25 protein-coding genes and 1 tRNA gene are annotated in these 26,098 nt (G+C 31.0%); 9 read left to right on the top strand and 17 right to left on the bottom strand.

What is annotated here, in order from left to right:
• Positions 1-13: 13 nt before the first annotated feature.
• Both EU92_RS02710 and pyk read right to left on the bottom strand, forming a co-directional pair.
• On the bottom strand, positions 14-1,246 hold the full coding sequence (locus EU92_RS02710; RefSeq protein WP_032514351.1) for an ABC transporter permease: 1,233 nt from the start codon (positions 1,244-1,246) through the stop codon (positions 14-16).
• Positions 1,239-3,032, bottom strand: a complete 1,794-nt coding sequence (gene pyk, locus EU92_RS02715; RefSeq protein ID WP_032514352.1) for a pyruvate kinase — start codon at positions 3,030-3,032, stop codon at positions 1,239-1,241. The genes EU92_RS02710 and pyk overlap by 8 nt, the downstream gene beginning before the upstream one ends.
• 61 nt (positions 3,033-3,093) lie before the next feature.
• Between pyk and EU92_RS02720 the strand changes: the two genes are divergently transcribed.
• The gene (locus EU92_RS02720) at positions 3,094-3,423 is read left to right on the top strand and encodes a nucleoside triphosphate pyrophosphohydrolase family protein (RefSeq protein ID WP_032514353.1); all 330 of its coding nucleotides are present in this window, start codon (positions 3,094-3,096) and stop codon (positions 3,421-3,423) included.
• A 3-nt stretch (positions 3,424-3,426) separates the two neighbouring features.
• Here the strand turns inward: EU92_RS02720 and EU92_RS02725 are convergent, their stop codons facing one another.
• The 3 genes from EU92_RS02725 to ilvA all read right to left on the bottom strand — a co-directional run bounded on the left by EU92_RS02725 (position 3,427) and on the right by ilvA (position 5,855).
• Positions 3,427-3,705 carry a YggT family protein gene (locus tag EU92_RS02725; RefSeq protein WP_032514354.1) on the bottom strand — a complete coding sequence of 93 codons (279 nt, stop codon included), beginning with the start codon at positions 3,703-3,705 and terminating at the stop codon, positions 3,427-3,429.
• Positions 3,706-3,743: 38 nt separating this feature from the next.
• Positions 3,744-4,250 (bottom strand): SMC-Scp complex subunit ScpB, encoded by a 507-nt coding sequence (gene scpB, locus EU92_RS02730; protein ID WP_032514355.1) that lies wholly within the window; start codon positions 4,248-4,250, stop codon positions 3,744-3,746.
• Positions 4,251-4,316: 66 nt separating this feature from the next.
• Complete coding sequence (gene ilvA, locus EU92_RS02735; protein WP_032514356.1) at positions 4,317-5,855, bottom strand: threonine ammonia-lyase, biosynthetic; 1,539 nt, start codon at positions 5,853-5,855, stop codon at positions 4,317-4,319.
• A 116-nt stretch (positions 5,856-5,971) separates the two neighbouring features.
• Between ilvA and dxs the strand changes: the two genes are divergently transcribed.
• Positions 5,972-7,861 (top strand): 1-deoxy-D-xylulose-5-phosphate synthase, encoded by a 1,890-nt coding sequence (dxs, locus tag EU92_RS02740; RefSeq protein ID WP_032514357.1) that lies wholly within the window; start codon positions 5,972-5,974, stop codon positions 7,859-7,861.
• A gap of 17 nt (positions 7,862-7,878) precedes the next feature.
• Here the strand turns inward: dxs and psaK are convergent, their stop codons facing one another.
• The 9 genes from psaK to EU92_RS02775 form a co-directional block, all read right to left on the bottom strand.
• Positions 7,879-8,142 (bottom strand): photosystem I reaction center subunit PsaK, encoded by a 264-nt coding sequence (gene psaK / locus EU92_RS0109170; protein ID WP_032514358.1) that lies wholly within the window; start codon positions 8,140-8,142, stop codon positions 7,879-7,881.
• Between the two features lie 65 nt (positions 8,143-8,207).
• Complete coding sequence (locus EU92_RS02745) at positions 8,208-8,543, bottom strand: DUF3593 domain-containing protein (RefSeq protein ID WP_032523584.1); 336 nt, start codon at positions 8,541-8,543, stop codon at positions 8,208-8,210.
• A complete protein-coding gene (locus EU92_RS0109165) occupies positions 8,536-8,838 on the bottom strand; it encodes a DUF2499 domain-containing protein (protein ID WP_032514360.1) in 303 nt (100 codons plus the stop codon). Before EU92_RS0109165 ends, EU92_RS02745 begins: the two co-directional genes overlap by 8 nt.
• A 3-nt stretch (positions 8,839-8,841) precedes the next feature.
• Positions 8,842-9,375 carry a peroxiredoxin gene (locus EU92_RS02750; protein WP_032514361.1) on the bottom strand — a complete coding sequence of 178 codons (534 nt, stop codon included), beginning with the start codon at positions 9,373-9,375 and terminating at the stop codon, positions 8,842-8,844.
• A 5-nt stretch (positions 9,376-9,380) separates the two neighbouring features.
• Positions 9,381-9,617: a 50S ribosomal protein L28 gene (gene rpmB / locus EU92_RS02755; protein WP_032514362.1), complete on the bottom strand. Its 237-nt coding sequence runs from the start codon at positions 9,615-9,617 to the stop codon at positions 9,381-9,383.
• 39 nt (positions 9,618-9,656) lie between these two features.
• Positions 9,657-11,561: a molecular chaperone HtpG gene (htpG, locus tag EU92_RS02760; protein WP_032514363.1), complete on the bottom strand. Its 1,905-nt coding sequence runs from the start codon at positions 11,559-11,561 to the stop codon at positions 9,657-9,659.
• Positions 11,562-11,683: 122 nt separating this feature from the next.
• Positions 11,684-12,835 carry an ATP phosphoribosyltransferase regulatory subunit gene (locus EU92_RS02765; protein ID WP_032514364.1) on the bottom strand — a complete coding sequence of 384 codons (1,152 nt, stop codon included), beginning with the start codon at positions 12,833-12,835 and terminating at the stop codon, positions 11,684-11,686.
• A gap of 19 nt (positions 12,836-12,854) precedes the next feature.
• Entirely contained in the window at positions 12,855-13,703 is an 849-nt protein-coding gene (locus tag EU92_RS02770; protein WP_032514366.1) for an inositol monophosphatase family protein, read from the bottom strand.
• Between the two features lie 5 nt (positions 13,704-13,708).
• A complete protein-coding gene (locus tag EU92_RS02775; RefSeq protein ID WP_032514367.1) occupies positions 13,709-14,083 on the bottom strand; it encodes a 2Fe-2S iron-sulfur cluster-binding protein in 375 nt (124 codons plus the stop codon).
• Positions 14,084-14,132: 49 nt separating this feature from the next.
• Between EU92_RS02775 and EU92_RS02780 the strand changes: the two genes are divergently transcribed.
• The 5 genes from EU92_RS02780 to EU92_RS02800 all read left to right on the top strand — a co-directional run bounded on the left by EU92_RS02780 (position 14,133) and on the right by EU92_RS02800 (position 18,228).
• Positions 14,133-14,219, top strand: a tRNA-Ser gene (locus EU92_RS02780).
• A gap of 212 nt (positions 14,220-14,431) precedes the next feature.
• Positions 14,432-16,429: a molecular chaperone DnaK gene (dnaK, locus tag EU92_RS02785; protein ID WP_032523583.1), complete on the top strand. Its 1,998-nt coding sequence runs from the start codon at positions 14,432-14,434 to the stop codon at positions 16,427-16,429.
• Positions 16,380-17,339 (top strand): DnaJ C-terminal domain-containing protein, encoded by a 960-nt coding sequence (locus EU92_RS02790; protein WP_032514369.1) that lies wholly within the window; start codon positions 16,380-16,382, stop codon positions 17,337-17,339. The genes dnaK and EU92_RS02790 overlap by 50 nt, the downstream gene beginning before the upstream one ends.
• 33 nt (positions 17,340-17,372) lie before the next feature.
• Positions 17,373-17,753 carry a DUF3110 domain-containing protein gene (locus tag EU92_RS02795; RefSeq protein WP_032514370.1) on the top strand — a complete coding sequence of 127 codons (381 nt, stop codon included), beginning with the start codon at positions 17,373-17,375 and terminating at the stop codon, positions 17,751-17,753.
• A gap of 37 nt (positions 17,754-17,790) precedes the next feature.
• Entirely contained in the window at positions 17,791-18,228 is a 438-nt protein-coding gene (locus EU92_RS02800) for a peptidylprolyl isomerase (RefSeq protein ID WP_032523582.1), read from the top strand.
• A gap of 5 nt (positions 18,229-18,233) precedes the next feature.
• Here EU92_RS02800 and ribBA read toward each other — a convergent pair whose 3' ends face one another.
• Positions 18,234-19,958 carry a bifunctional 3,4-dihydroxy-2-butanone-4-phosphate synthase/GTP cyclohydrolase II gene (gene ribBA / locus EU92_RS02805; protein ID WP_032514372.1) on the bottom strand — a complete coding sequence of 575 codons (1,725 nt, stop codon included), beginning with the start codon at positions 19,956-19,958 and terminating at the stop codon, positions 18,234-18,236.
• Positions 19,959-20,046: 88 nt separating this feature from the next.
• Between ribBA and argC the strand changes: the two genes are divergently transcribed.
• On the top strand, positions 20,047-21,102 hold the full coding sequence (gene argC, locus EU92_RS02810) for an N-acetyl-gamma-glutamyl-phosphate reductase (RefSeq protein WP_032514373.1): 1,056 nt from the start codon (positions 20,047-20,049) through the stop codon (positions 21,100-21,102).
• Here the strand turns inward: argC and purN are convergent.
• The gene (gene purN, locus EU92_RS02815) at positions 21,082-21,741 is read right to left on the bottom strand and encodes a phosphoribosylglycinamide formyltransferase (RefSeq protein WP_032514374.1); all 660 of its coding nucleotides are present in this window, start codon (positions 21,739-21,741) and stop codon (positions 21,082-21,084) included. The two genes, argC and purN, sit on opposite strands and share 21 nt — an antisense overlap.
• Positions 21,742-21,921: 180 nt before the next feature.
• Here purN and EU92_RS02820 point away from each other — a divergent pair, with 180 nt between their 5' ends.
• Entirely contained in the window at positions 21,922-23,505 is a 1,584-nt protein-coding gene (locus tag EU92_RS02820; protein ID WP_032514375.1) for a glucose-6-phosphate isomerase, read from the top strand.
• Here EU92_RS02820 and leuS read toward each other — a convergent pair.
• Positions 23,502-26,069 carry a leucine--tRNA ligase gene (gene leuS, locus EU92_RS02825; RefSeq protein WP_032514376.1) on the bottom strand — a complete coding sequence of 856 codons (2,568 nt, stop codon included), beginning with the start codon at positions 26,067-26,069 and terminating at the stop codon, positions 23,502-23,504. The two genes, EU92_RS02820 and leuS, sit on opposite strands and share 4 nt — an antisense overlap.
• Between the last annotated feature and the right edge of the window lie 29 nt (positions 26,070-26,098).

Genomic DNA, 26,098 nt, shown 5'->3' with positions numbered 1-26,098 from the left:
TTATAAATTCTATTTATAAGCTTCTTAATGCAACAATTGGATCTAACCTAGAAGCTCTTTTTGCTGGTAAAACACCAAATATCAAACCTATAGATCCTGAAATGATCATGGTTGAAAGAGTTGTAGTAATTCCTACAGATGCAGGTAATGGTGTTAACAGAGATAAAAGAAAAACACCAGATATTCCAGTTGTAGTTCCTATTAATCCTCCAATTGTAGATAAAATCAATGCCTCGATTAAAAATTGAATTAATATGTCTGACTGTTTTGCACCTATTGCTTTTCTAAGACCAATCTCTTCAGTTCTTTCGCTAACAGAAACAAGCATAATATTCATTATTCCTATACCTCCTACGACTAATGAGACAGCCCCTATACCTGCCAATAGAAATGTTAACCCACTTGTGATACTAGTTACTATGTTTAAAGCATCTTCTTGTGATCGAACAGCAAAGTCATCATCTCTTATTATTTTATGTCTTTGCCTTAATAAATTAGTAATTTGAAATTTTGCAGCACTAGTTGCATTTTTATTTTTAGCTTCCACACTAATGAAGCTTAAACTAACTCCATAAGTAGGATCCTTTCCAGTAATCCTATTGACCATTGTAGTCAGTGGAATATAAGCATTTTTATCTTGATTACTGCCAAATACAGCTCCTTTTGGTTTTAAAATTCCTATTATTTCATAAGTATGATCTTTAATTCTGATTTTTTCACCAAGTGGAGAAGAATTATTTTTGAAAAATTCATCTCTAAGATCAGGTCCTATTACTACATTACTTCTTGCACTATTGATATCACTTTTTGAAAAAAATCTACCATTATCTACTTCAAAGCTTCTAACTTCAAGAAACTCTGGAGTAACTCCAGCAATTGATATATTTAGGCTCTTAGAATTTGATTGAACTATTTCGTTCGCAGAGATTTGAGGAGCAACTTTTTTAACAGTTGGTACTTGATTACTTATTGCTAATGCATCTTCTAAAACTAAGTTTTTAGGAAATGAAATGCCTCTTCTTCTAGTGTCATTGTTTCCAGGAACTATGAATAAAACATTTGCCCCTAAATTACTTAATTGGTTTTTTGCTAATGTTTGAGCACCTCTTCCAAGTCCAACGAGTGTGATCACAGATGCATTTCCTATTATTATTCCAAGCATTGTTAATGAACTTCTCAATTTATTAGATACTAATGTTTTTGTAGCCATGCTTAAGGCTTCCTTTATTGAGATTCTCCTAGACATATTTATATTTATCTATTGCTTCTTCATCATCTTCAATTTGTCCCATATAAATCACCCCTTCATTAAGTTGTAAAGTTACTAGATCACCATTAATAAAATGATGGTCATCAATATTTTCTAAATTACAGATTGTTGAAATCTTCTTATTTTTTTTATTAAATAATGAGTAAACATCGTCTACTTTTTGGTTTGTAACTATTCCGGCTATATTTTTGCTCAATGGTATATTTTCCATAAATTCCTCTGGAACAAATAAAATTTCTCCCGGACAAATTAACGAAATATCAAGATTGTTTTTTATTATTCTCGCTTTTCCAGTAACTCCTATTTCACCTATGGAGACCCCTCTTGAAACAATCTTTCTTACTAAACCAACTTTTATTAAATCTGTTGATCCGCTTATACCAGTAAGTGTACCTGCCGTTTGAACTACCAAATCTCCTTGATTTAGTATCCCCATTTCTTGAGCAATTTGCATTGCTATACTAAATGTTTTTGCGGTTCTTTCATCATTTTGTACAACTATAGGGGTCACACCCCAAACTAATTGTAATCTTCTCGCCACACTCCTCTCTGTAGTTGTCGCCAAAATAGGAGTTGGAGGTCTAAATTTACTTACGTTTCGAGCTGTAGAGCCTGATTTTGTTAAAGGAATTATTGCTCCTGCATCGAGTTGTCTAGCTATATTACTAACAGCTGCACTAATAGCATTTGGTATTGTACTAGCTAGGTGACTCTCAATAGCTTTAAGGGGATAATCTCTTTCAATTCTTCTAGCTATAGTTGCCATCGTTTTTACTGCTTCTACAGGATAATCACCAACGGCAGTCTCATTTGAAAGCATTACTGCATCAGTTCCATCTAGTATTGCATTGGCAACATCACTTACCTCTGCCCTAGTTGGTCGTAGATTAGATGCCATTGAATCAAGCATTTGAGTAGCTGTAATTATTGGTATACCTAATGAATTAGCTTTTCTTATTAATTCTTTCTGTAAGAGAGGAACCTCTTCAGCTGGCATTTCAACTCCCAGGTCTCCTCTGGCAACCATAACACCATCACATAGAGGTAATAAAGTATCTATTTGATCTATAGCTTCGAATTTTTCTATTTTTGCAACTACAGGAGTTGAATGCCCATTTTTATTTATTAAATCTTTAATTTCGTTAATATCTGATGGATTTCTTACGAAACTAAGAGCTATCCAGTCAACTCCTTCAGATAGACCAAATTTTAAATCCTCCCTATCTTTATCTGTTAAAGCCTTAACTGATAATTGAACATCTGGGAAATTTACACCTTTATTATTTGAAAGAACTCCACCAACCGTAATCAAACATTCTAAAACGTTAGTTTTAATATCAATTTTTTCAACAATCATCTCAATTTTACCGTCATCTATTAGTATTCTTTTCCCTTCACTAACTTCTTGAGATAATTTATCGTAGGTTACATTCGCTATAGTTTTTGTACAATCAACTTCATTGGAGGTAAGTGTGAATTTATCCCCTTTTTTTACTTTTACGGGACCATCTTTAAATCTTCCTAATCTAATTTTTGGTCCCTGCAGATCTTGCAGGATACCAATATCGATATCTAATTTTTTTGATACCTTCCTAATAGTTTTAATTCTTTCTGCATGATCTTTATGATCTCCATGTGAGAAATTCAATCTGAATGTTGTTACTCCAGCTTTAATTAAATCTGTAATTATATCTTCCGACTGTGTTGCGGGACCAATAGTTGCAACTATTTTTGTTCTTCTTTTTAAATCAATATTCGACATATATAAATAATATTGCTAGATATAAATAAATTTACCATACACAAAGTTCGTTATTTAAATCATGGATTTTAAAACTTATCAGAAAAAAGCAAGAGAAACAGCACAATACCCAAATTTAGGTTCAAATTACATTTACCCAACTCTTGGTTTAGTTGGCGAATCTGGGGAGGTTGCAGAAAAAGTAAAAAAAGTAATTAGAGATAAAAATGGAATATTTGATAATGAATCAAAATTAGGAATTAAAAAAGAGTTAGGAGATGTTTTATGGTACCTATCAAATCTTTGTACAGAATTAAATTTCAATTTAGAAGATGTTGCATTACAAAATCTTGAAAAACTAAAATTAAGAGCTGCTAAGGGAAAGATAAGTGGTTCTGGGGACGATAGATAAAATTCAGCTATACCCTAAGCTGGCATATTGAAGATTTGTAATTAAGTTTTGAATAACATTTAAAAGTAGGAAGGCTAATAACGATGAAATATCGAATCCACCGATTGGAGGGATAATACCTCTAAATATATTTAAATAAGGATCTGTGATAGATGTTATTGCCGAAAGAATTCCATTACTCCAATCAATGCCAGGAAACCATGTAAGTAAAATTCTAATTATTAGTATGAAAGAATAAATAGATAAAGTTTGACCTAAAACTGCAAAAATCTCAGATAACATCATTATTTCGTAATTTATAACATTCTAACATTTACATTTTATTGCTGCTTATTGTTGCGGCTTCCTATCTTTGATAGGTATTCATTACTCACATCAAATGTTTGAAAAAACTTTTCAGATAGTGATATCCAAAATGATCTACCATCTTTTTGTTTTCGTTTTAAAATAAATTTCTTGTCTAGTAATTCTTTAATATGATCATATGCTCCTGAACCTCGAAGAAGTATAAGATCTGATTGGAGAATCTTCTTTTTTATTGCAATTGTTGCCAATGTCCTTAATTCTGATGTTTTCAAATCAGAAGGAAGAAGATCCTCTACAAAATTATTAAGACTTGATTTTAACTCAAGACAAAAACTATTATTTGCTTCATTTATTTCAATTGCTGAACTTGGTTTGGAATATTTTTTTTTTAATTCTTTAATTGCATCATTTATTGAATTGATATCAGAATTAGTAATTTCAGAAAGATCCTTTTTAGTTATTGGCCTGCCTTTCAAATAAAGGACAGCTTCAATCCTTGTAATTAGATCTATATTAGATATTTGATTTGTTGCTAAATCAGATTGGTTAATTTTTATTACCAGATTCTTCCTTAATTTAGCTTATTTTTAATTTGATGCACCAAGGAATAATTTATAAGTATTGTTTTTAGTTTCATCCCAATATTTATAACCTAAGACTTTTACAAAATTGTCCCACTCTTCAATTTCAGTTGTATCGATTAAAACTCCTATAACAATTTTTCCGACATCAGCACCATAATTTCTATAGTGAAATACACTTATGGACCAATTAGATTTCATATTACTTAGAAAATTTATTAATGCTCCTGGTTTTTCTGGAAATTCAAATCTGTATAGTAACTCTACAAAATTTTTATTTAATTCATTAATATTCTTTGGTAATCTTCCTCCTACCATATGTCTAAGATGATTTTTAGATAATTCATCATCACTTATATCAATAAATGGATACTGAGAATTTTTGAATTGATCTAATAGGTTTTTTTTATCATTTAATCCATAAACCTGAACTCCTACAAAGATCTGAGCATTTATAGAATTAGACATTCTATAGCTAAATTCAGTTAAATTTCTATTATTAAGCAACTTGCAGAAATCAATTAAACTTCCAGCATGCTCAGGAATTTCAACAGCCATCATTACTTCTTTACATTCTCCAAGCTCTGCTCTTTCCGCAACAAATCTAAGTCTCTCAAAGTTCATATTTGCACCACAAGCAATTGCAACCATTTTTTTATTTGAATAATTAGAGTTAAAAATATCTTTTTTCATTCCAGCAATTGATAGTGCCCCTGCTGGCTCTAATATCGATCTAGTATCTTCAAAAACATCTTTTATTGCAGCGCATATTTCATCTGTGTTAACCCTTATCATCTTATCTATATATCTTTTCCCAATATCGAAAGTATTATTTCCAACTTTTTTAACGGCGACCCCATCTGCAAATTGCCCTACTGAAGATAATTCCACAATTTTTGATTCTTCCAAGGATTTTGACATTGCATCTGCATCTTGAGGCTCTACTCCAATTATTTTTACTTCAGGCCATATTTTTTTTATGTATAAAGATATTCCTGATATTAATCCACCTCCCCCGACAGCAATATAAATTGCATAAGGTTTTTCTTTTAATTGCTGTTGAAGTTCCACTGCAATAGTTCCTTGACCTGCTATTACATCAGGGTCATCAAAAGGATGAATAAAACACAAATTATTTTCTTTGCTAATCCTTATTGCCTCTCTATAAGTTTCATCATAATTATCTCCAAATAATATAACTTTTGCTTTTAAATTTTTTACTGCGTTTATTTTTACTAGAGGGGTGGTAATAGGCATTAATATAGTGGCTTGGCAATTTAATTTAAGAGCACTCATAGCAACGCCTTGGGCATGATTACCAGCACTAGATGTAATTACTCCTTGAGAAAGCTGTGATTTGCTAAGCTTACTCATTTTGTTATATGCTCCTCTTATTTTGAAAGAAAATACATCTTGAAGATCTTCTCTTTTTAAGAGGATTTCATTTTTAAGCATATTACTTAAATTATGTGCTTTTTCTAATGGTGTTTTTTTTGCTACTTCATAGACTTCAGCCTGAAGTATCTTTTCAAAATAATCATTCATATATATATTTTTAGCATTAATTATTAATCTAATAAAACATTACATGATCTATTTCAAAAAAAGTACTCATTTTGCACCTCGGCGTTTTAGATTATATATATAAATGTTTTTATGTAATGCTTTTAAGTGAGTTAAGTCATCCAAATCAACTACATGGCTTAACAGTTTCACAATTAGAAGAAATTGCTTGTCAAATTAGAGAAAGACATCTCCAAGTAGTATCTACTAGTGGTGGACATCTTGGTCCTGGATTAGGTGTAGTGGAATTAACATTAGCGTTATATCAAACTCTTGATCTTGATTTTGACAAGGTTGTTTGGGATGTTGGTCATCAAGGTTATCCACATAAATTAATAACAGGTCGTTTTAGTGATTTTGATTCTCTTAGGCAACAAAATGGTGTAGCAGGCTATCTTAAAAGAAGTGAAAGTAAATTTGACCATTTTGGTGCAGGTCATGCAAGTACTTCTATTTCCGCTGCTTTAGGCATGGCAATAGCAAGAGATAGAAAAGGTGAAAATTATAAATGTGTAGCGGTTATTGGAGATGGAGCATTGACTGGCGGAATGGCTCTTGAAGCCATTAACCATGCAGGAACTCTTCCAAATACTCCATTAGTAGTTGTTTTAAACGACAATGATATGTCCATATCTCCTCCTGTTGGTGCACTTTCAACCTATTTAAATAAAGTAAGGCTAAGTCCTCAACTACAATTTTTATCAGATAGTGTCCAAGAAAGTGTAAAGAATATTCCGTTAATTGGTAAGGATATTCCAGAAGAATTTAAAAATATTAAAGGAAGCGTAAGACGTTTAGCTGTTCCAAAGGTTGGTGCCGTTTTTGAAGAACTTGGATTTACTTATATGGGACCAATTGACGGGCATGACATAGGCAATTTAATTAATACATTTAATGCTGCTCATAGACTTAAAAGACCTGTTCTAGTCCATGTTTTAACAACAAAAGGAAAGGGATATCCATATGCAGAAACTGATCAAGTTGGATATCATGCACAATCTTCATTTGACTTAACTACTGGTAAATCTATTCCATCAAAAAAACCAAAGCCTATTAGTTACAGTAAAATTTTTGGTCAAACCTTATTAAAAATATGTGAGCAAGATAGCAAAGTTATTGGAATCACTGCAGCAATGGCTACTGGTACTGGATTAGATATATTGCAAAAAAATATCCCAGATCAATATGTAGATGTAGGAATAGCTGAACAGCATGCAGTCACTCTTGCAGCAGGTATGTCATGTGATGGTCTTAAACCTGTTGTAGCTATCTATAGCACTTTCCTTCAACGTGCTTTCGATCAATTAATACATGATGTAGGGATTCAAAATTTACCTGTATCATTCGTTCTTGATAGAGCTGGAATAGTGGGTGCTGACGGTCCTACACATCAAGGTCAGTACGATATCAGTTATATGAGATCTATCCCAAATTTTGTCTTAATGGCGCCAAAGGATGAATCAGAATTACAGAGAATGCTAATAACATCAATTAATCATAAAGGGCCAACTGCTTTAAGAATACCCAGAGGTTCTGGATTAGGAGTAGCTGTTATGGATGAAGGTTGGGAACCCTTAAATATAGGTGAAGCCGAAGTACTAGAAGATGGAGATGATATATTAATTATTGCTTATGGGTCTATGGTTGCATCAGCAATTGAAACTTCAAAGATATTAAAAGATAAAAACATTAATTCATGCATTGTAAATGCAAGATTTGTAAAACCTCTGGATGAAAATCTTATTTTGCCTTTAGCAAACAGAATTAAAAAAGTAGTAACTATGGAAGAAGGAACATTAATTGGTGGATTTGGTTCGGCTATCGTTGAATTATTTAACGATAAAGAAGTAAATATTCCTGTTTACAGGATTGGCATACCAGATATTTTAGTAGATCATGCTTCACCTGATCAGAGCAAAGAAAAACTAGGGCTTATGCCTGATCAGATGGCTGATAAAATTATTGAGAAATTTAATTTAAATAATTAAAAAGTTTTTTATTATTTTTATAAAACACCGCGTGAGGCTAACCCAAGAATGGAGCCAATACCTAATAAATGTCCAAGGCAATTAGCCCCAACAAATGCACCATGACTTAGACCACCAAAAAATCTTCCATTTGGCATCATAAAACCCTCTTCAGGTTTTCTAATAGTTGCCTTAGCAATTGCGTAGGCGAGTATGTTACAAGCTATCATCACAACTGCACACTTTGGTGACCATTCATATGTTGCTGGAGCAGAAGCGGCGGCAAGAAATGTATTAATCATAAAAATTGTTATTTTTAACTATTCTCTAATACTTTTATCAAAAAAACACAAAATTGTTAAAGGTCTTAAGAGTTGTTAACTTCTAAGTTATTTAACATCCTTATGAATCCGAATAATATAACAAAATCGCTTATGGTTAGGAAAGATTCTGCTAAACCATGCAAGAAGTCAACCTCAACAAGGGTTTTATCGTAGTAATTTAAGGCGAAGATAGATAATAATATAGTTATGAATACGAATAAAACTGTTAAGGAAAAGCCGGTTTTTACAAAATTATTTACAGAATTGATTTTAAATAAGTAAAACAAAAAAATTGCATATGGAATTATTGATGCAGCGAACAAAGCTGTGTTGTCTATTGAACCTAATTTTTCAATAAAATTTAAAAATAAATCATTCATAACTCTCACTTCCTCTAAAGATTTTCATTGAAGCCAAAGCTAATGTTGAATTTCCTATAAATGTAAATATCCCTTGAAGCGTAACTAATCCATATAATGCATCTTGATTATCATAGATATGCCAAGTTATAGCGCACATTGCTCCTATTAAGTTTGGGACCATAGCTAAGCTTAACCAAAAAAATAAATTATATTCTTTATATGTAGAAATTTTGTATATGACAAAGATAGTAAATATCCATTCAATGACCGAAGAGATGTGAATTAACCAAGTTCCAAATGAAAGTTCGTGCAAAATTTATATTTTTTCCTTTAGTACATTAAGTACTTCCTTGGCATGATTTATAGGTAAAACACTAATCCATCTATAAGAAATTTTCCCATCTGGAGAAATCAAAAAAGTATTTCTATCTGAAAATGGGGGAATCCAAGAACCATATTTATCACTAATAATTCCGTTAGGATCAGATAATAAAGTATAGTTTATGGATTTTTCACTGCAGAAACTTTCATGAGAATCTTGATTATCAGCACTAATACCAACAATTTCTGCATTGTATTTTGAAAAATCTTTTTTTAATTCTGAAAAACCTTTAGCTTCTAGAGTACAACCTGCTGTAAAATCCTTGGGATAAAAATACATAACAAGCCACTTACCTTGAAAATCATTTAGTTCCCAAATTTTTTTTATTTTTATATTTTTATTAAAACCTTCTAGCTTAAATTTTGGAGCTAAATCACCAACTTCAGGAGCAAAGTCAAAAGCTAAAGTAGAATTACAATTATAAAAAAGAAAAAATGATATTAATAAACTTATAACTAAATTTCTCATCAAATTTAGAAATTTTTTAAATCAACTCCATTTGATTTTGCGAATTTATCTAGACCTACTTTTTGTATAGATTTAAGAGCTTTGGTACTGATTTTTATATTTACCCATTTTTTTCCTTCTTCCCACCAAAGCCTTCTTTTTTGTAGGTTTACTTGTTGTAATTTTTTTGTACGAATATGTGAGTGGCTAACAGCCATCCCGTTATTAGCTTTAGCACCAGTAAGTTCGCAAACTCTTGACATATTTTTTGAATTATATCTTTAAAAATTTTAACACACCACTTAAGTTGTTGAATTAAGCAATTCTGAAATTAATTCGGCATTGTTATTTTGTAAATTAATTATCTGTTCCTGATTTAACCCACCAACAGATAGTTTAGCCATATCGTAAACATAATTAGCGATTTTAGATGCCAATGGATTTTCAACAGGATCTTTTTTATCAATAATTATTTTATTTCCTGTAATTTTATTGAGGCCAACAATAAGAGGATGTTCTTTATTTACTAAGAGAACATGATATTCAGGTAATCCAGGCATCTTTTGTTCCATGTAAGCACCCATATCATTAATTCTTCTCATTTGCTCTGGAAGTAAGATCATTGCAGGGGGAGCGCCTTTGCTTGTAAGTGATTGAACTTTAACTGTTACTTTTTCATTGTTAAGTGCTTTTACTATGGTGTCTCTAAGATTTTCTGTATTTGATTTCCCATCCTTATCTACAATTTCTTTTGACTCCTTATCTTCTAGTTCATTGATTTCTGAATCAACTCTTTGGAATTGATAATCATCGTTTTTATTTTCTAACCATGGTAGAAATTGTGCATCAATTAAGGGATCTGATTTAATAACTTCTTTGTTATCAGATAAACAGATATTTAATGCACTTGACTGAGCAATTAAATCTGAACAATAAATAATTTTCTTAGAGTCATATATCTTATTTCGTTCTTTATAATTGGCGAGAGTTGTGAAATACTTATCATTGGATTTGATAAGGGATTTATTTTTAATATCCTTACTTACGTCTTTCTCTGAATTGATAATTGTTTCGAAAATTATACTGTTATCAACTAAATCAGCAAATTTATCATCTTCGATAGCACCAATTTTAACAAAAGCAGATATGGAATCCCAGATTTCCGCATAAAATTCTGGAGTATTTTTTATCAATTCCTTTAATTTATTAGCTATTTTTTTTGAAATAAATGATGATATGGACCTTACTTTTCTATCTGTTTGTAATGCACTTCTGCTTACATTTAAGGGTATATCAGTAGAATCAATAACTCCTCTAAGAGGTAAAAGGTATTTTGGTACTATCTCTTTAATTGAATCGCTTACGAATACTTGGTTACAAAATAATTTTATTTCTCCCTTTTCCCAATCGGCTCTACCAGACAACTTAGGAAAATACAATATACCTTGTATGTCATATGGATAATCTGTATTTAGATGAATCCATAACAGTGGATCTCCTTGAAAAGGGTAAAGGTATTTATATAACTCAATATAATCTTCATCTTTTAATTCACTGGGTTGTTTTCTCCAAGGAGGGTTTTTCTTATTAATTATTTCACCTTCTAATAAGACATCTATTTGCATAAAGTCACAATATTTTTTTATTAATGATTTAATCCTTTCAGGCTCAATAAACTCTTTTTCTTCTTCAAGAAGGTGAAGTATCACATCAGTACCAATTATCTCTCTTTCTGATTCCTCTAACGTGAAATTTGGGGATCCATCACACGACCATTTGAAAGCTTTTGATTCTCCAATCGCTGATTTAGTTAATATATCAACTCTATCTGCAACCATGAAACTGGAATAAAAACCAAGTCCAAAATGCCCTATAAATTCATCATTATCTTTTTTATATTTTGAAAGGAATTCTTCAGCACTAGAGAATGCTACTTGGTTTATGTACTTCTTAATTTCTTCATCGTTCATTCCAATTCCATTATCCGAAATTGTTAGCGTATTTTTGTCACGGTCAATTGTTATTTTTACTTGAGCCTCCTCAGTGTTTTCACAATCACCCGCCATAGATGCCATTCTTCGTTTACTTATTGCATCTACACCATTACTTACAAGCTCTCTTAAAAAGATTTCATGGTCAGAATATACTGCCTTCTTAATAATTGGGAAAATATTTTCGGTATTAATACGAATTTCGCCTTTTTCCATTTAAAAAAAAATCAAACATATAAATCTTATTTCCTAGAAACTAGTTAATCAAGCTTAATTAGGAGTATTGTCCGAACAATATAAAATATAAATTAAAAACTTAAATTAATTTTTAACAGGTTTTATTTAATCCACAAAATCTCAGTACAATTATTTTCATTCATTATTTGATTGGCTTTTACCAAGTCATCGCAGGGATTTAAATGTAAGACAGCAATATAACCTCTTTTCTGAAGTTCTTTTTGCTCATTCATACCTTTTTCTAATAATGAGGAATCTTTAAACATTAATAATATTTTTTTCTTATCAGTAATTTCTTCCTTAATTAAATTTCTTAAAATGTCTATTGAGATTGTAAATCCAATTCCATTTAAAATTTTCTCATTAGGATTAAAGAATCTTACTAGTTCATCATATCTTCCGCCTTTCGCTATTACGGTTTTATTATTACCACTATGCCCTATAAGTTGGAAAACTATTCCTTCGTATAAATTCAAGTGAGGTTGAAAAGTTGGATCAAGTTGCAATTTAACACCATATTTATTTGAAATTTTTGATAATGTTTTAAATAAAAAATTTAGGTCATCGAGACTTTTACTAGTGCCATATATCCCTTTCAATTTTTTTAATATTGCATTTGGTTCACCTCGTGTAAATAATAAATCTCTTAGGATATATTTATCATCATCTTCAATTCCTAATTTAGATAATTTATCTTGATCAAAGTTAACAAGACTTTTCTTAATTTCTTCAAAATTATTATTCTTATACTTATTTAATACTAGGTCCATTATTTTTGTGGTACTAACTAGTAGATATAGATTACAGCCATCCTTCAAATTAATTTTATCTATCGCATCAAATAAGATATTAATAACTTCTATTTCTGGGTATTTTGTATCATATCCAATTAATTCAATTCCACTTTGCAGTTTTTCTTGTAATTTAAATGAATTTTTATTATTTAATTTCTTATCAAAGACTATTCCATTGGTGAATAATCTTATAGGCCTTTTCTTATTTATTAATCTAGTAGATGACAATTTGACAATAGATGTTGTCATTTCTGGCCTAAGACATAATGAATTACTACTTACAATTCCAATGACCTCATTTTCTTCAATAACACCTCGACCTTTTATAGTCTCTAAAGTGTTTATAAATGAAGGTGAGACTTCTTCATAACCCCATAATTTGTATATATTATTTAAATTACTAATGATATTGGAGTTATTCTTGGCATCTATTAAATTAAATTCCTTTATTTCAGTCATTTTAATATTTATCGACTTTTTAGGTATAGAGATTTTTTTTAAATGGAGAAACTTTATCTAGTTCATTTTTTAATTCATTTTCAAGGCTGGGAGAGCAGGCAAGAATTCTTCCAGAACTTAAATTAAATTCACCTGATGGATAATCTGAAATAATTCCACCAGCTTCTTTAACAATAATAGCACCGGCCGCTAAGTCCCAGACCTCTAATCCTCTTTCCCAGTATCCATCTAACTTACCTGCAGCAACAAATGCAAGATCAACTGCAGCAGCTCCCCCTCTCCTGACTCCTCTAGTTTTATGCGTTAAATAACAAAATTCTGCATAATTATTATCTTCTGTCTCAAATCTGTCATAAGAGAAACCAGTAACAAGTAAACAATCTGAAAGCTTAGCGGGACGAGATACCTTAAGTAGAATATCGTTACAGTATGATCCTTCACCAATACAAGCCGAATATAGTTCATTTAAATATGGAACGGATATTGCCCCTAGAATTGGTACGTTTTTATAAACAAGGCCAATAGAAGTAGCAAAAAATGGATATCCATGGGAATAATTAGTAGTACCGTCTAATGGATCGATACACCATATTAAATTTGAGGATTTAATTGATTTTCCTGATTCTTCAGCATTGATAGATATTTCAGGTGTTACTTCTTCTAAAAATTCTTTTATTTTATTTTCAACTTCTAAATCTACATTTGTAACAAGATCACCTTTCCTACCTTTAGATGATATTTTTTGAATTTTATTATAATTATTTTTAAGAATTTCATTGCCAATTTGAGCAGAGATTTTGGCAATTTCATTCAATTTAGATAAGTCTATATTCTTTTTAAGTTCTTCTATATCCTTTTGTTCAAACATTTTAATTAATCTTCCTCGAATTCCCAGGGCGGTGCAACTCTGGTATTGCCTTTGCCAAAATATTGTCCAAATTGCAAATCATAAACTTCATCATGGTATGTTGTTTCCACTTCAAGATCAGCAGTTGCTTTTGCGACACAAAGCAAGGCATAACCTTTATCTTTTAATGCTTGGGATACCCCCATCGCTTCAGGTTGTTGCAAATTCCCAGATATTATTTTAACTGCACAGCTTGTACAACAACCATTTCTACATGAAAATGGAAGCTTAAACCCTTTCTTTTCAAATTCCTTAAGAATATATTCATCACAATTAACCTGCTCTTTGTAAACCTTTCCGGTTACTTTATTTTTAATAGTGACTTTGAAAGTCTTATTCAAATAACTTTCCTCAAAAATGGGATGACAAAGGGTTAATATAGTGTTCTTGGGAGAGGTGGCCGAGTGGTTGAAGGCGCAGCACTGGAAATGCTGTATAGGGGCAACTTTATCGAGGGTTCGAATCCCTCTCTCTCCGTTTTATTTTAGTTGATTTTGGTTAATTACATCAACAATTATTTCTTAAAAGATATTTTAAAATAAATATTAATCGATTTTAAAGGTTATAAATAATCTTATTTATTTAAATTCAGTTGAAAATATTTCATTTTTACTATTATATGTAAATATCTAAGATAAAAATTAATTTAATTATTAGTAAATTTTGCTTTAATTTAGCGATCTAAAATCATGGGTCAAATAGTTGGAATTGATTTAGGTACTACTAACTCTGTTGTAGGAGTTATAGAAGCTGGGCGTCCAATTGTTATTGCAAATACTGAGGGGTCTAGAACTACACCTTCAATAATTGGATTTACAAAAGACAAAGAAATAGTAATAGGAGACCAAGCGAGAAGACAACTTGTTTTAAATCCTAAGAATACATTTTATAATTTAAAAAGATTTATAGGTAACGACTGGGATGAGCTAGATGATAATAGTATTTCTGTTCCTTACAATGTAAAGGCAAATAATACTGGAAGTGTTAGGGTTCTAAGTCCCAATACAAAAAGAGAATATGCTCCTGAAGAGTTGGTGAGCTCTTTAATTAGAAAATTAATTAATGATGCTGAAACATATCTAGGAGATACTATTGACTCTGCTGTTATTACCGTCCCTGCTTATTTTAATGAATCTCAAAGGCAAGCCACCAAGGATTCTGCAATCTTAGCCGGTATTAAAGTAGATAGAATTCTAAATGAACCTACAGCTGCAGCTCTAGCTTATGGTTTTGAAAAAAGTTCCTCTAATAATGTTTTGGTTTTTGATTTAGGGGGAGGAACATTTGATGTTTCATTATTAAAAATTTCTAATGGTGTATTTGATGTTAAAGCTACCTGTGGAGATACTCAACTAGGAGGAAATAACTTCGACTCAAAAATAGTTGATTGGCTTGCTGAAAAATTTCTTGATAAATATAATATTGATCTAAGAAGGGATAGACAAGCTTTGCAGAGATTAACTGAAGCCGCTGAAAAAGCTAAATGTGAATTATCTGGATTGCCTAAAACAAAAATTTCTTTACCCTTTATCACTACAAGTAAAGACGGTCCCTTACATATTGAAGAGACAATAGATAGAAAAATATTTGAATCATTATCACAAGATCTACTAGACAGGTTATTAGAGCCTGTTCAAATAGCCTTAAATGACTCTGGATGGAACGCAGAAGATATTGATGAGGTTGTTCTTGTGGGAGGAAGCACAAGAATCCCAATGGTACAACAATTGGTCAAGACTCTTGTTCCTAATGAGCCCTGTCAATCTGTTAATCCTGATGAAGTTGTTGCAATTGGTGCTGCGATACAATCCGGAATAATTAATGGTGATTTACAAGATTTATTGCTAAACGACGTTACACCTTTATCTTTAGGGTTAGAAACAATTGGAGGTCTTATGAAGGTACTTATTCCTCGTAATACTCCAATACCTGTAAGACAATCTGATGTTTTTAGTACATCAGAAGCTAATCAATCTTCAGTTGTTGTTCAAGTTAGGCAAGGTGAAAGGCCTTTAGCTTCTGAAAATAAATCACTTGGTAAATTCAGGTTATCAGGAATACCACCAGCACCTAGAGGCATACCACAAGTTCAAGTTGCTTTTGATATTGATGCTAATGGTCTATTAGAAGTTAGTGCAACTGACAGAACAACAGGAAGAAAGCAAGCTGTCACAATTTCTGGAGGCTCTAATTTAAATGAACAAGAAATTAATTCGATAATTGAAGAAGCAAAATCAAAAGCTAATGAAGATAGAAAGAAGAGATCTGTCATTGATAGAAAAAATAGTGCCTTAACTCTTATTGCCCAAGCAGAGAGAAGACTTAGGGATGCATCATTAGAATTTGGACCTTATGGAGCTGAAAGACAACAACGAGCTGTTGAATTAGCCATTGAAGATGTTGAAGAATTCATAGATGATGATGATCCTCAAGAATTAGAAATTTCAGTAAGCGTTCTCCAAGAAGCATTATTTGGCTTAAATAAAAAATTTGCGGCAGAAAGGAAAACTGAAAATAATCCATTACAGGGTATTAAAAATACATTTGGATCACTAAAAGACGAACTTTTTTCAGATGATTACTGGGATGATGATCCTTGGGATAATCAAATGAATAGAAATTCTAGAAATTCGAGGTATGGTAATTCTAGGGATGACGATCCATGGGACAATGACTATTTCCTCTAAAAAAGACTATTTGTCGATTTTGGGTTTATCCTATGATTTCGACAATAAAGAACTTAAAAAGGCCTTTCGAAGAGAAGCAAGAAAATGGCATCCAGATCTAAATAAAAATGATCTAAATGCAGAAGAAAGATTCAAATTAATTAATGAAGCATACGAATACCTAAGAGATCCTAATAAAAGAAATGAAAGCTCTGATATAAATATCCAATATGATTACGAAAATAATAATTTCCAAACAGGATTTCCTGATTTTCAAGATTATCTAGATTCATTATTTGGATATGAATACAACCCTAAGAATCCCGACGAATACAATAATGAACCACTTGATGATGAATCCATAAATATTGAAAATAATCAATTCAATAATTATGATTACCCTACAACATCTCCAGAGGAACCACCGCCAGTTAAACTCGATCATGATATTGAAACAATTATCGAATTAACTCCAGAAGAGGCCTTAAAAGGAGCTTCAATATTAATTGAACTTGAAGATCAAACTGTCGTTGAAGTTGATACACCTGCATTCGCTGGAGATGGCTGGAGATTAAGACTTGAAAATATTGCAAGAGGAGGGAAAGATCATTATCTACAGTTAAAAGTTCAAACGGCAAGTGGTCTAAGAATAGATGGTTTGAGGGTTCTTTATAAATTAGAGTTATTTCCTCATGATGCTCTACTTGGTTGTGCAGTAGAGGTTCCTACTCTTGAAGGAAATGTAACCCTTCAAGTGCCTCCAAAATCATCTACCGGAAGAATGTTACGTTTGAAGGGTAGGGGTTTAACATTCGAAGATTACGTAGGTGATCAATATGTTGAAATCATGGTTGTTATCCCTGCTGATATTAATGATGAAGAAATTGCTTTATATACAAGATTACAAGAATTATCACTTTCTGATTCTTAATCAAATATTATATAAATAGAAAAATTAATACTTATGAATATATTTGTTCTTTTATATAATTCAGGAACAGATAAGGAAGGAATGCATTCAATTGAACTTAAAGGAAGAACTATTATTCTTGTCTTTGAAGACAAGGATGATGCAACAAGATACTGTGGTCTCCTAGAAGCTCAAGATTTTCCATTACCGACAGTTGAAATGATCGACCTAGAAGAAATAAAAGATTTTTGTACTAAGTTAGATTATGAATGTAAATTGGTTGAGAAAAATTTTGTTCCTAAAACAGCCGAAGATAGGTTACTAATATCACCACCCCAGAAAAACCTAGAAGTTGGTGATTGGGGAGAGGAAATTAATAAAAAAGAAAAAGTCGATATTAATACCATTAAGGAAAACCTTGAAAAGTTGCTTTAAGGATTAATATATTAAGTAATTTAATATATAAATAAAAATGACAAAAGCATTATTTGAAACTGAAGTTGGGAATATTAATATTGAATTTTTCTCTGATGATGCACCAAACACTGTTAATAACTTCAAGAAGTTGATAAGTGATGGTTTTTACGATGGTCTAGCCTTTCACAGAGTTATACCTGGATTTATGGCCCAAGGTGGATGTCCAAATACCCGAGAGGGAGCATCTGGTATGCCTGGAACTGGAGGTCCTGGATATAACATTAAATGTGAAATCAATTCAAATAAACATCTAAAAGGATCACTTTCTATGGCACATGCTGGTAAGGATACAGGTGGTAGTCAGTTTTTTATAGTTTATGAACCACAACCCCATCTAGATGCTGTTCATACTGTTTTTGGAAAGACAGATGATATGGAAGTAGTGTTAAAGCTTACTAACGGTTCAAGAATTTTAAAGGCAAGCCTAAAGTAGTAATCTTAGTTTTCAAAAACAATACTAAATGTCTCTTTATCTAAATTAAATTTTCTTGTAGATGAATATAAGATTTCATTATTGATAGTAAATTTAGTATTAATAAGCTTTATGCTACTTTTTGGATGAAGTGCTTGTTCAATATTTCTAGAAACAATAATGCCAATCTTTGTACTATTTTCGTATTGAGATAAGAACTGAATAAATAGTTCTATATTCTTTATTTCATCATCGGTAATGTTGGAATTAGTTCTATCACGATCATGTAAGATTCTCCAAACTAATTTTGGTCGATTCCAAAATGCTAATAATCTTGGAGTGCTTTCCAATTTAATATTAATATTTTGATCATTACAGAAATTAATAACTTTATTTTTTATTGGAACTAGGTCTATGGATTTATATTTTCCGTCTAGAAAAATAGATATAAAAGGATCGATATTTCTGATATTAAAATTATCTTCATCAATCATGTGGCCAAGCTTTGTTTTCTTAACACTCAAATATTCTGCATTATTATCATTAGGACAAATTACTAATGGAACTCTCTCAATAACTTCAATTCCATAACCACCTAATCCAGCAATCTTTCTAGGATTATTTGTTAACAATTTTAATTTTTTTATACCAAGATCAGTTAATATCTGTGCTCCTACTCCATAATTTCTTAGATCAGCAGGAAATCCTAATTTTTCATTAGCTTCTACTGTGTCTAGTCCACCATCCTGTAAACTATAAGCTTTTAATTTATTTATAAGACCAATACCTCTACCTTCTTGTCTTAAGTAAACAACGACACCCTCTTCTTCCTTTTCTATTCTTGATAAAGCAGCCTCTAACTGAGGTCTACAATCACAACGTAATGATCCAAAAGCATCACCAGTTAAGCATTCTGAATGCATTCTTACTAAAACCGGTTCGCTTAATTTTGTTGATTTATGTTTAACTAATGCAACATGCTCTGATCCATCAAGTTCATTAATATATCCATAGGCTTTGAAATTCCCAAAAATACTTGGAAGAACAGCATCGGATTTTCTAAAAACAAATCTCTCATTTTGAAATCGGTAGCTTATTAAATCCGCTATTGATATTAATTTCATCCCCCATTGTTTTGCATACTCCTTAAGTTGTGGAAGTCTTGACATCGAACCGTCGGGATTTTGTATTTCACAAATTACTCCAGCGGGATATAAACCTGACATTGCGGCAATATCTACTGCTGCTTCTGTATGACCAGCCCTTTTTAAAACCCCTCCTTTTTTAGCTCTTAAAGGAAAAATATGTCCTGGCCTTCTTAAATCTTCAGGTTTTGTGTTTGGGTTTATTGCTACTTGAATTGTTTTTGCTCTGTCTTCAGCTGAAATCCCAGTGGAAACGTTATTTTCAGGGCCAGCATCAATTGATATGGTAAATGCCGTTTGATTCTTATCTGTATTTCTATCTACCATTAAAGGTAAATCTAATGAGTCTAGCTTTTCACCTTGCATCGCAAGGCATATTAAACCCCGACCCTCAGTAGCCATAAAATTAATTTGTTGAGGAGTCGCAAACTGAGCAGCACAAATTAAATCACCCTCGTTTTCTCTTCTTTCATCATCTACAACAATTATGCATTCACCATTCCTTATTGCAGCTAATGCATCACTGATAGGATCAAATTCAATTTTAAATGATTTATTTTTATCCAAAATTGTTCCATTATTTGATTTGGGACTTGTTTCTTTCATTATTCCTATCAATATAGAAAAAAAGTGTGTTAGTTATCCTAAATTCAACACTTTATAATCCTATCTCAAAGTCTGCCAATTCAAAGAAATGAATGTTGCAATAGTTGGTGCTACTGGTTACGGCGGCATTCAAGCGGTAAATCTTTTAAAGAAAAATAAAAACTACAAAATCTCATTTTTAGGAGGTAATAAAACATCTGGCTCAAAGTGGAATGATAAATTCCCTTTTATTTCACTTGATACTAATCCTTATATAGAAAAAATTTCAGTAGAAAATATATCCAACAAAGCAGATATCGCTTTGCTTTGTTTACCGAATGGTCTATCCTCCACCTTGACAAGGAAATTACTAGATAAAGGAGTTAAGGTTGTTGATTTGTCAGCTGATTATAGATATAAGTCACTAGATCAATGGAAAGAAGTATATTCCAAAGAAGCTATTATTTATAAAAGGAATGATGATGATTTATGTAAAGAGGCTGTCTACGGACTTCCTGAAATAAATAAAGAATCCATTTCAAAAGGAAGATTAATTGCATGTCCAGGATGTTATCCAACATCGGCTCTTATTCCACTTGCTCCTTACCTTTCACAGGGAATAATTGAAAATGAAGGTATAGTAATTGATTCTAAAAGTGCTACTTCTGGAGGGGGGCGAGAACCAAACCAAAAGTTATTGTTATCAGAATGTGGAGAAGGGTTATCCGCATATGGATTGATAAACCATAGACATACTTCAGAGATTGAGCAAATAGCTTCTTCATTATCGGGAAATAATATTGAACTGCTTTTTACTCCTCACTTGATTCCAATTTCAAGAGGTATGCATTCGACTATATATGGGAGATTAAGAGATCCAGGTTTGACATCGGATGATTGCAGAATTCTTTTGGATAATTTCTATAGAAACTTTAAAAATATAAAAGTCTTACCTGTAGATACATACCCATCAACCAAATGGGTTAAAAATACAAATCAAATTTTTCTATCTGTAAAAGTTGATAATCGAAATGGAAGAATTATTATTTTATCTGTAATTGATAATTTGTTAAAAGGTCAGACTGGGCAAGCCATACAAAATTTAAATATTATGAGCGGATTTTCAATGGACGATGGTCTTGAATTAACGAATAACTTTCCTTAAATCACTTCTTATTAAATAACCAGCATGTGAAATTGAATGAGGTAAAATTTTATGTTCGAGTATTTGTATTTTTTTTGAAAGTGTTTCAATATTGTCGTCATTTAAAACGGGTAAGGCAGCTTGCATTATAAGAGAACCGCTATCAACCTTTTCCTCAACAAAATGTACTGAACAACCAGTAATTTTTGAACCATTTAATAAAGAATCCCTAATTGCAGAAGATCCTTTATATGCAGGAAGTAATGAAGGGTGAATATTAATAATTTTGTTCTTAAATTTATTAATAAATAGTGGTGAAACAATTTTCATCCAACCAGCCATTACTACAAGTTCGACATCATAATTGATCAAAACATTAATAATTTCCAATTCAAATAGTTTATTTTGAGAAAAGTCTTTATCTCTTATAATTTCTCGTGGTATTTCTGCAATGTCTGCTCTTTTTATACAATATGCATCGTCTTTATTTGTAATAAGTACTTTTATGTCTACGTCTAATATACTTTTTTGCGACAGATTTATTAACTCCTGAAAGTTTGTTCCTTTTCCAGAAGCAAGAACACCAATTTTTAATTTTGGTGAAAATTTTTTAAATTTAGATATTTCAGGAGAAATAATGTAATTAAATGATGTATTCAAAATTTTGTAGTTTATCCAATGATAAATACAGATTCGATAAAATTTAACATCTTTTTTAATTGTGTATATTCAAAAACATTATTATTTTAAAAAATATATTTAAACAAATTTAAATGATTTAAATCTTAGTACTAATAGGTAGATATAATTAAGAATATAAAAGAAATAAAAAGATAAAAAATGAATGGAGATTCAAATACTTGGGATAAATTTTGTAATTATCTTTGGTTTGATAAAAAATTAAATATTTGGTTAGACATAAGCAAAATTAATTTCACAAATGAAGAGATAAATACTTTAGAAAAGAAATTTATTGATGTTTTTTTATCAATAAAAGAATTAGAAAATGGTGCTATCTCAAATATTGATGAAAACAGACAAGTTGGACATTATTGGCTAAGGAATCCAGAAATTTCTCCATCTTCTAAAATAAGTGAAGAGATTAGGGCAGATATTAATGATATTTCTGAATTTGGTAAACAAATTTTAAGCGGAAATATCAAGAATAAGAATAATCAGAACTATACTGATGTTCTATGGATAGGAATTGGCGGAAGTGCTTTAGGCCCATTACTTATTACAGAGTCACTTCAAAAGTGCTCTAAGGGATTAAATTTTTCTTATATCGATAATGTTGATCCTTTTTTAATTAGCGAAAAGTTAGAAGAATTGTCTGAAAAATTATCTACAACATTGTTCGTAGTAGTAAGTAAATCAGGAGGTACGCCTGAGCCTAGAATTGCTATGGAAATTATTAAAAGTCATTGTGAAAATAATACTCTTGAATGGAATCATAATGCCATAGCTATAACAATGAATGATAGTAAGTTATTTAAAAAAGCCACTTCTGAAAATTGGTTAAAAATTTTTAATTTACATGATTGGGTAGGAGGAAGAACTAGTATTACCAGCTCAGTTGGATTACTTCCATTAGCACTTATTCAAGAAAATATATTTGAATTTATTAGAGGGGCATCATTAATGGATGAGGCCACTCGCTCAACTAATTTTAAAAATAATCCCGCAGCATTATTGTCATCTGCATGGTATTTAACTGGGGATGGCATTGGAAAAAGAGATATGGTTGTCTTACCTTATAGAGACAGGTTACAGGTATTTAGTAAATATCTTCAACAATTAGTAATGGAATCATTAGGTAAGAAATTCAATAGAAATGGTCAAGTAGTTAATCAAGGTATTTCCGTTTTTGGTAATAAGGGATCTACAGATCAACATGCTTATGTACAGCAACTGAGAGATGGGATTGATAACTTCTTTTGTATTTTTATAGAATTATTAGATTCTCCTTCGACTAATATTTTTGATGATAATGATAATCCTAAAGAGTATCTTTCTGGTTTTTTGCAAGGAACAAGATCAGCACTTTCTAGTGAAAATAGACAAAGTATAACTATTACATTAGAAGAATTAAATTGTTTTTCACTAGGTGCGTTAATCGCTTTATTTGAGAGAGCTGTATCCTTCTACGCTGAATTAGTAAATATAAATGCTTATGATCAACCAGGAGTTGAAGCAGGAAAGAAAGCAGCAGCAAATATTATTGATTATCAACAAAAAGTAAGTGATATGTTAGACCAAGGAGGAGAATACTCCATAAATGACATAACATCATTATTTGATAATACAGTAAATGAACCTATATTCTTTATAATCCGTGAAATGTGTTTCGGTAATGATGATTATTTAGTCAAGGGCGATTGGTCTAATCCAAATTCATTAGTTATAAAAAAAACAAATTCTTAAACAACTATATTAATAATTTTTCCTTTAACAATAATTATTTTTCTTATTTCCTTATCTTTAGTCCATTTTAATATGTTAGGTCTTTTAAGAGTTAAATCCTTAATTTGATCTTCATTTATTTCATTATTAATATTTATCTTGTCTCTAACTTTTCCATTAACTTGTATTACTAGTTCATATGAATCTTCTTTTAGTGCTTCGACATTAAATGAAGGCCATTTTTCTAAATGAACAGAATTTGTAAATCCTATAAGATGCCATATTTCTTCTGCAATATGAGGAGCAAATGGAGCCAACAAAATACAAAATGTTCTCAAAGCATCTTTTTTTAAATTATTATTTACTTCATTTATAGAATTTGATAATGAATTATAAAATTTCATAAGTTCTGAAATCGCAGTATTAAATTGGTTATTTATTATGTCATTAGTAATTTCTTTTATAGCTATATTCATTGACTTTATTAAAGTTTTTTCTTTATTTGGATAGGACTTGTTTTTATTATTTATATCTTTTTCGCAATTTATATATAGTTTCCAAATCCTACTTAAAAATCTAAATTGTCCTTCAACATCTGTATCTCCCCATTCCAAATCTTTTTCTGGCGGTGCTTTAAATAATATAAACATTCTTGCTGTATCTGCTCCATATCTTTTAATTACAGATTCAGGATCTATTCCATTATATTTTGATTTGGACATCTTCTCAAAAAGAACTTCAAGTTTTGAATTGTCAATTGGATCTGTAGGATTTGATAGGTCCATAATATCTGAGGGAGAAACATATTTACCCGTTTTATTGTTCTTATAGGCAGCAGCCTGAACCATTCCTTGAGTTAAGAGCTTTTTGAATGGTTCATCAATTTCAAACAATTCATTATCTCGAAGGGCTTTAGTGAAGAATCTGGCATATAACAAATGTAATATTGCGTGCTCTACTCCTCCCACATATTGATCTACAGGCAACCAATTATTAATTGCATCCTTTTCAAATGGCTTACTAGAACATTTTGATGGATATCTTAAAAAATACCAAGATGAACACATGAATGTGTCCATCGTATCGGTTTCTTTTTTTGCAGGTATTCCACATTTTGGACATGTTGTATTGATCCAATTATTATTATCACCTAGAGAATTAATCTTATTAGCCGATATATCTATATCTTTTGGCAAGATAACTGGTAATTCGGATTGTTTTAAAGGTATAGAACCACACTTTTTACAATTAACTATTGGGATGGGACATCCCCAATATCTTTGTCTAGATATTAACCAATCTCTTAGACGATATTGAATCTTATTTTTAGCCCATCCTTGCTTTACGCCCTCCTCTGAAATTTTTAATTTAGCAATAGCATTTGTAATGCCGTCGTATTGATCTGAATTAATAAGATATCCATTTTCTAAATAAGCATTATCAAGTTCTTTCTTTGATTCACTTATTTCTTTTATTATTACCTGTTTAATATCAATATTGTATTTCTTAGCGAATTCAAAATCCCTTAGATCGTGAGCAGGTACACCCATAACAGCTCCTGTTCCGTATTCATCAAGAACATAACTAGCTACCCAAACAGGTATAGATTCTGAATTTACTGGATTTATAGCTATTAAGCTAGTTTTTATACCAATTTTGTCGAATTCATTGTTTTTATTATTTTTTAAATATTGTTTAAGTTTTTCTATTTCGTCTAAGGTGGCTTGATCAGAAATATTTTTAATTAATGAATGATTAACCGAAATTGCCAAATAGGTAACTCCAAATAAAGTATCTGGTCTTGTTGTGAATACAGTTATTCTTTCTTTTGGATTGGTATTAATATTAAAATTAATATTTGTACCAATTGACTTTCCAATCCAATTATCTTGCATTGTTTTTACTCTCTCTGGCCATTTATCTAATTTTTCTAAATCCTTTAATAACTCATCTGCATAATTAGTAATCCTTAAAAACCATTGCTTTAATAATTTCTTTTCAACTATTGCTCCAGATCTCCACGATTTACCCTCTGAGTCAACTTGTTCATTCGCTAAGACTGTATTATCTATAGGATCCCAATTAACTTCTGATTCCTTTTGATACACAAGACCTGCCTTGTATAACTCTAAAAAAAGATATTGAGTCCAAATATAATAATTTTCATCACAGGTTGCAAATTCCTTATCCCAATCAACTGATAGTCCCAAAAGCATTAATTGTGATTTCATATGAGTAATATTTTTTTTAGTCCAGACACTTGGACTAATTCCTCTTTCAATCGCTGCATTCTCTGCAGGCAAACCAAATGCGTCCCAACCCATAGGATGCAAAACAGTTTTTCCTTTAAACCTATGAAACCGAGCAATTAAGTCTGTAATTACATAATTCCTAACATGTCCCATATGAAGATTACCTGATGGGTAGGGGAACATTGATAAGGCGTAAAATTTCTCGTCATTCTCAGTTAATTCATCGGTTTTATATAAATTATTTTCAGTCCATATTGACTGCCATTTTTTTTCTATTTCAGATGGATTATATAAATTAATATCAGCTTCATATTTTTTATCAGGATAAATCACTTAATTCTTATTTATTAAATTTTTATTTT

The sequence above is a fragment of the Prochlorococcus marinus str. MIT 9107 genome (assembly GCF_000759855.1).
Lineage (GTDB): Bacteria > Cyanobacteriota > Cyanobacteriia > PCC-6307 > Cyanobiaceae > Prochlorococcus_A > Prochlorococcus_A marinus_N.
The sequence above is the reverse complement of the archived record's forward strand: the minus strand, read 5'-3'. Positions and strand labels throughout refer to the sequence as shown.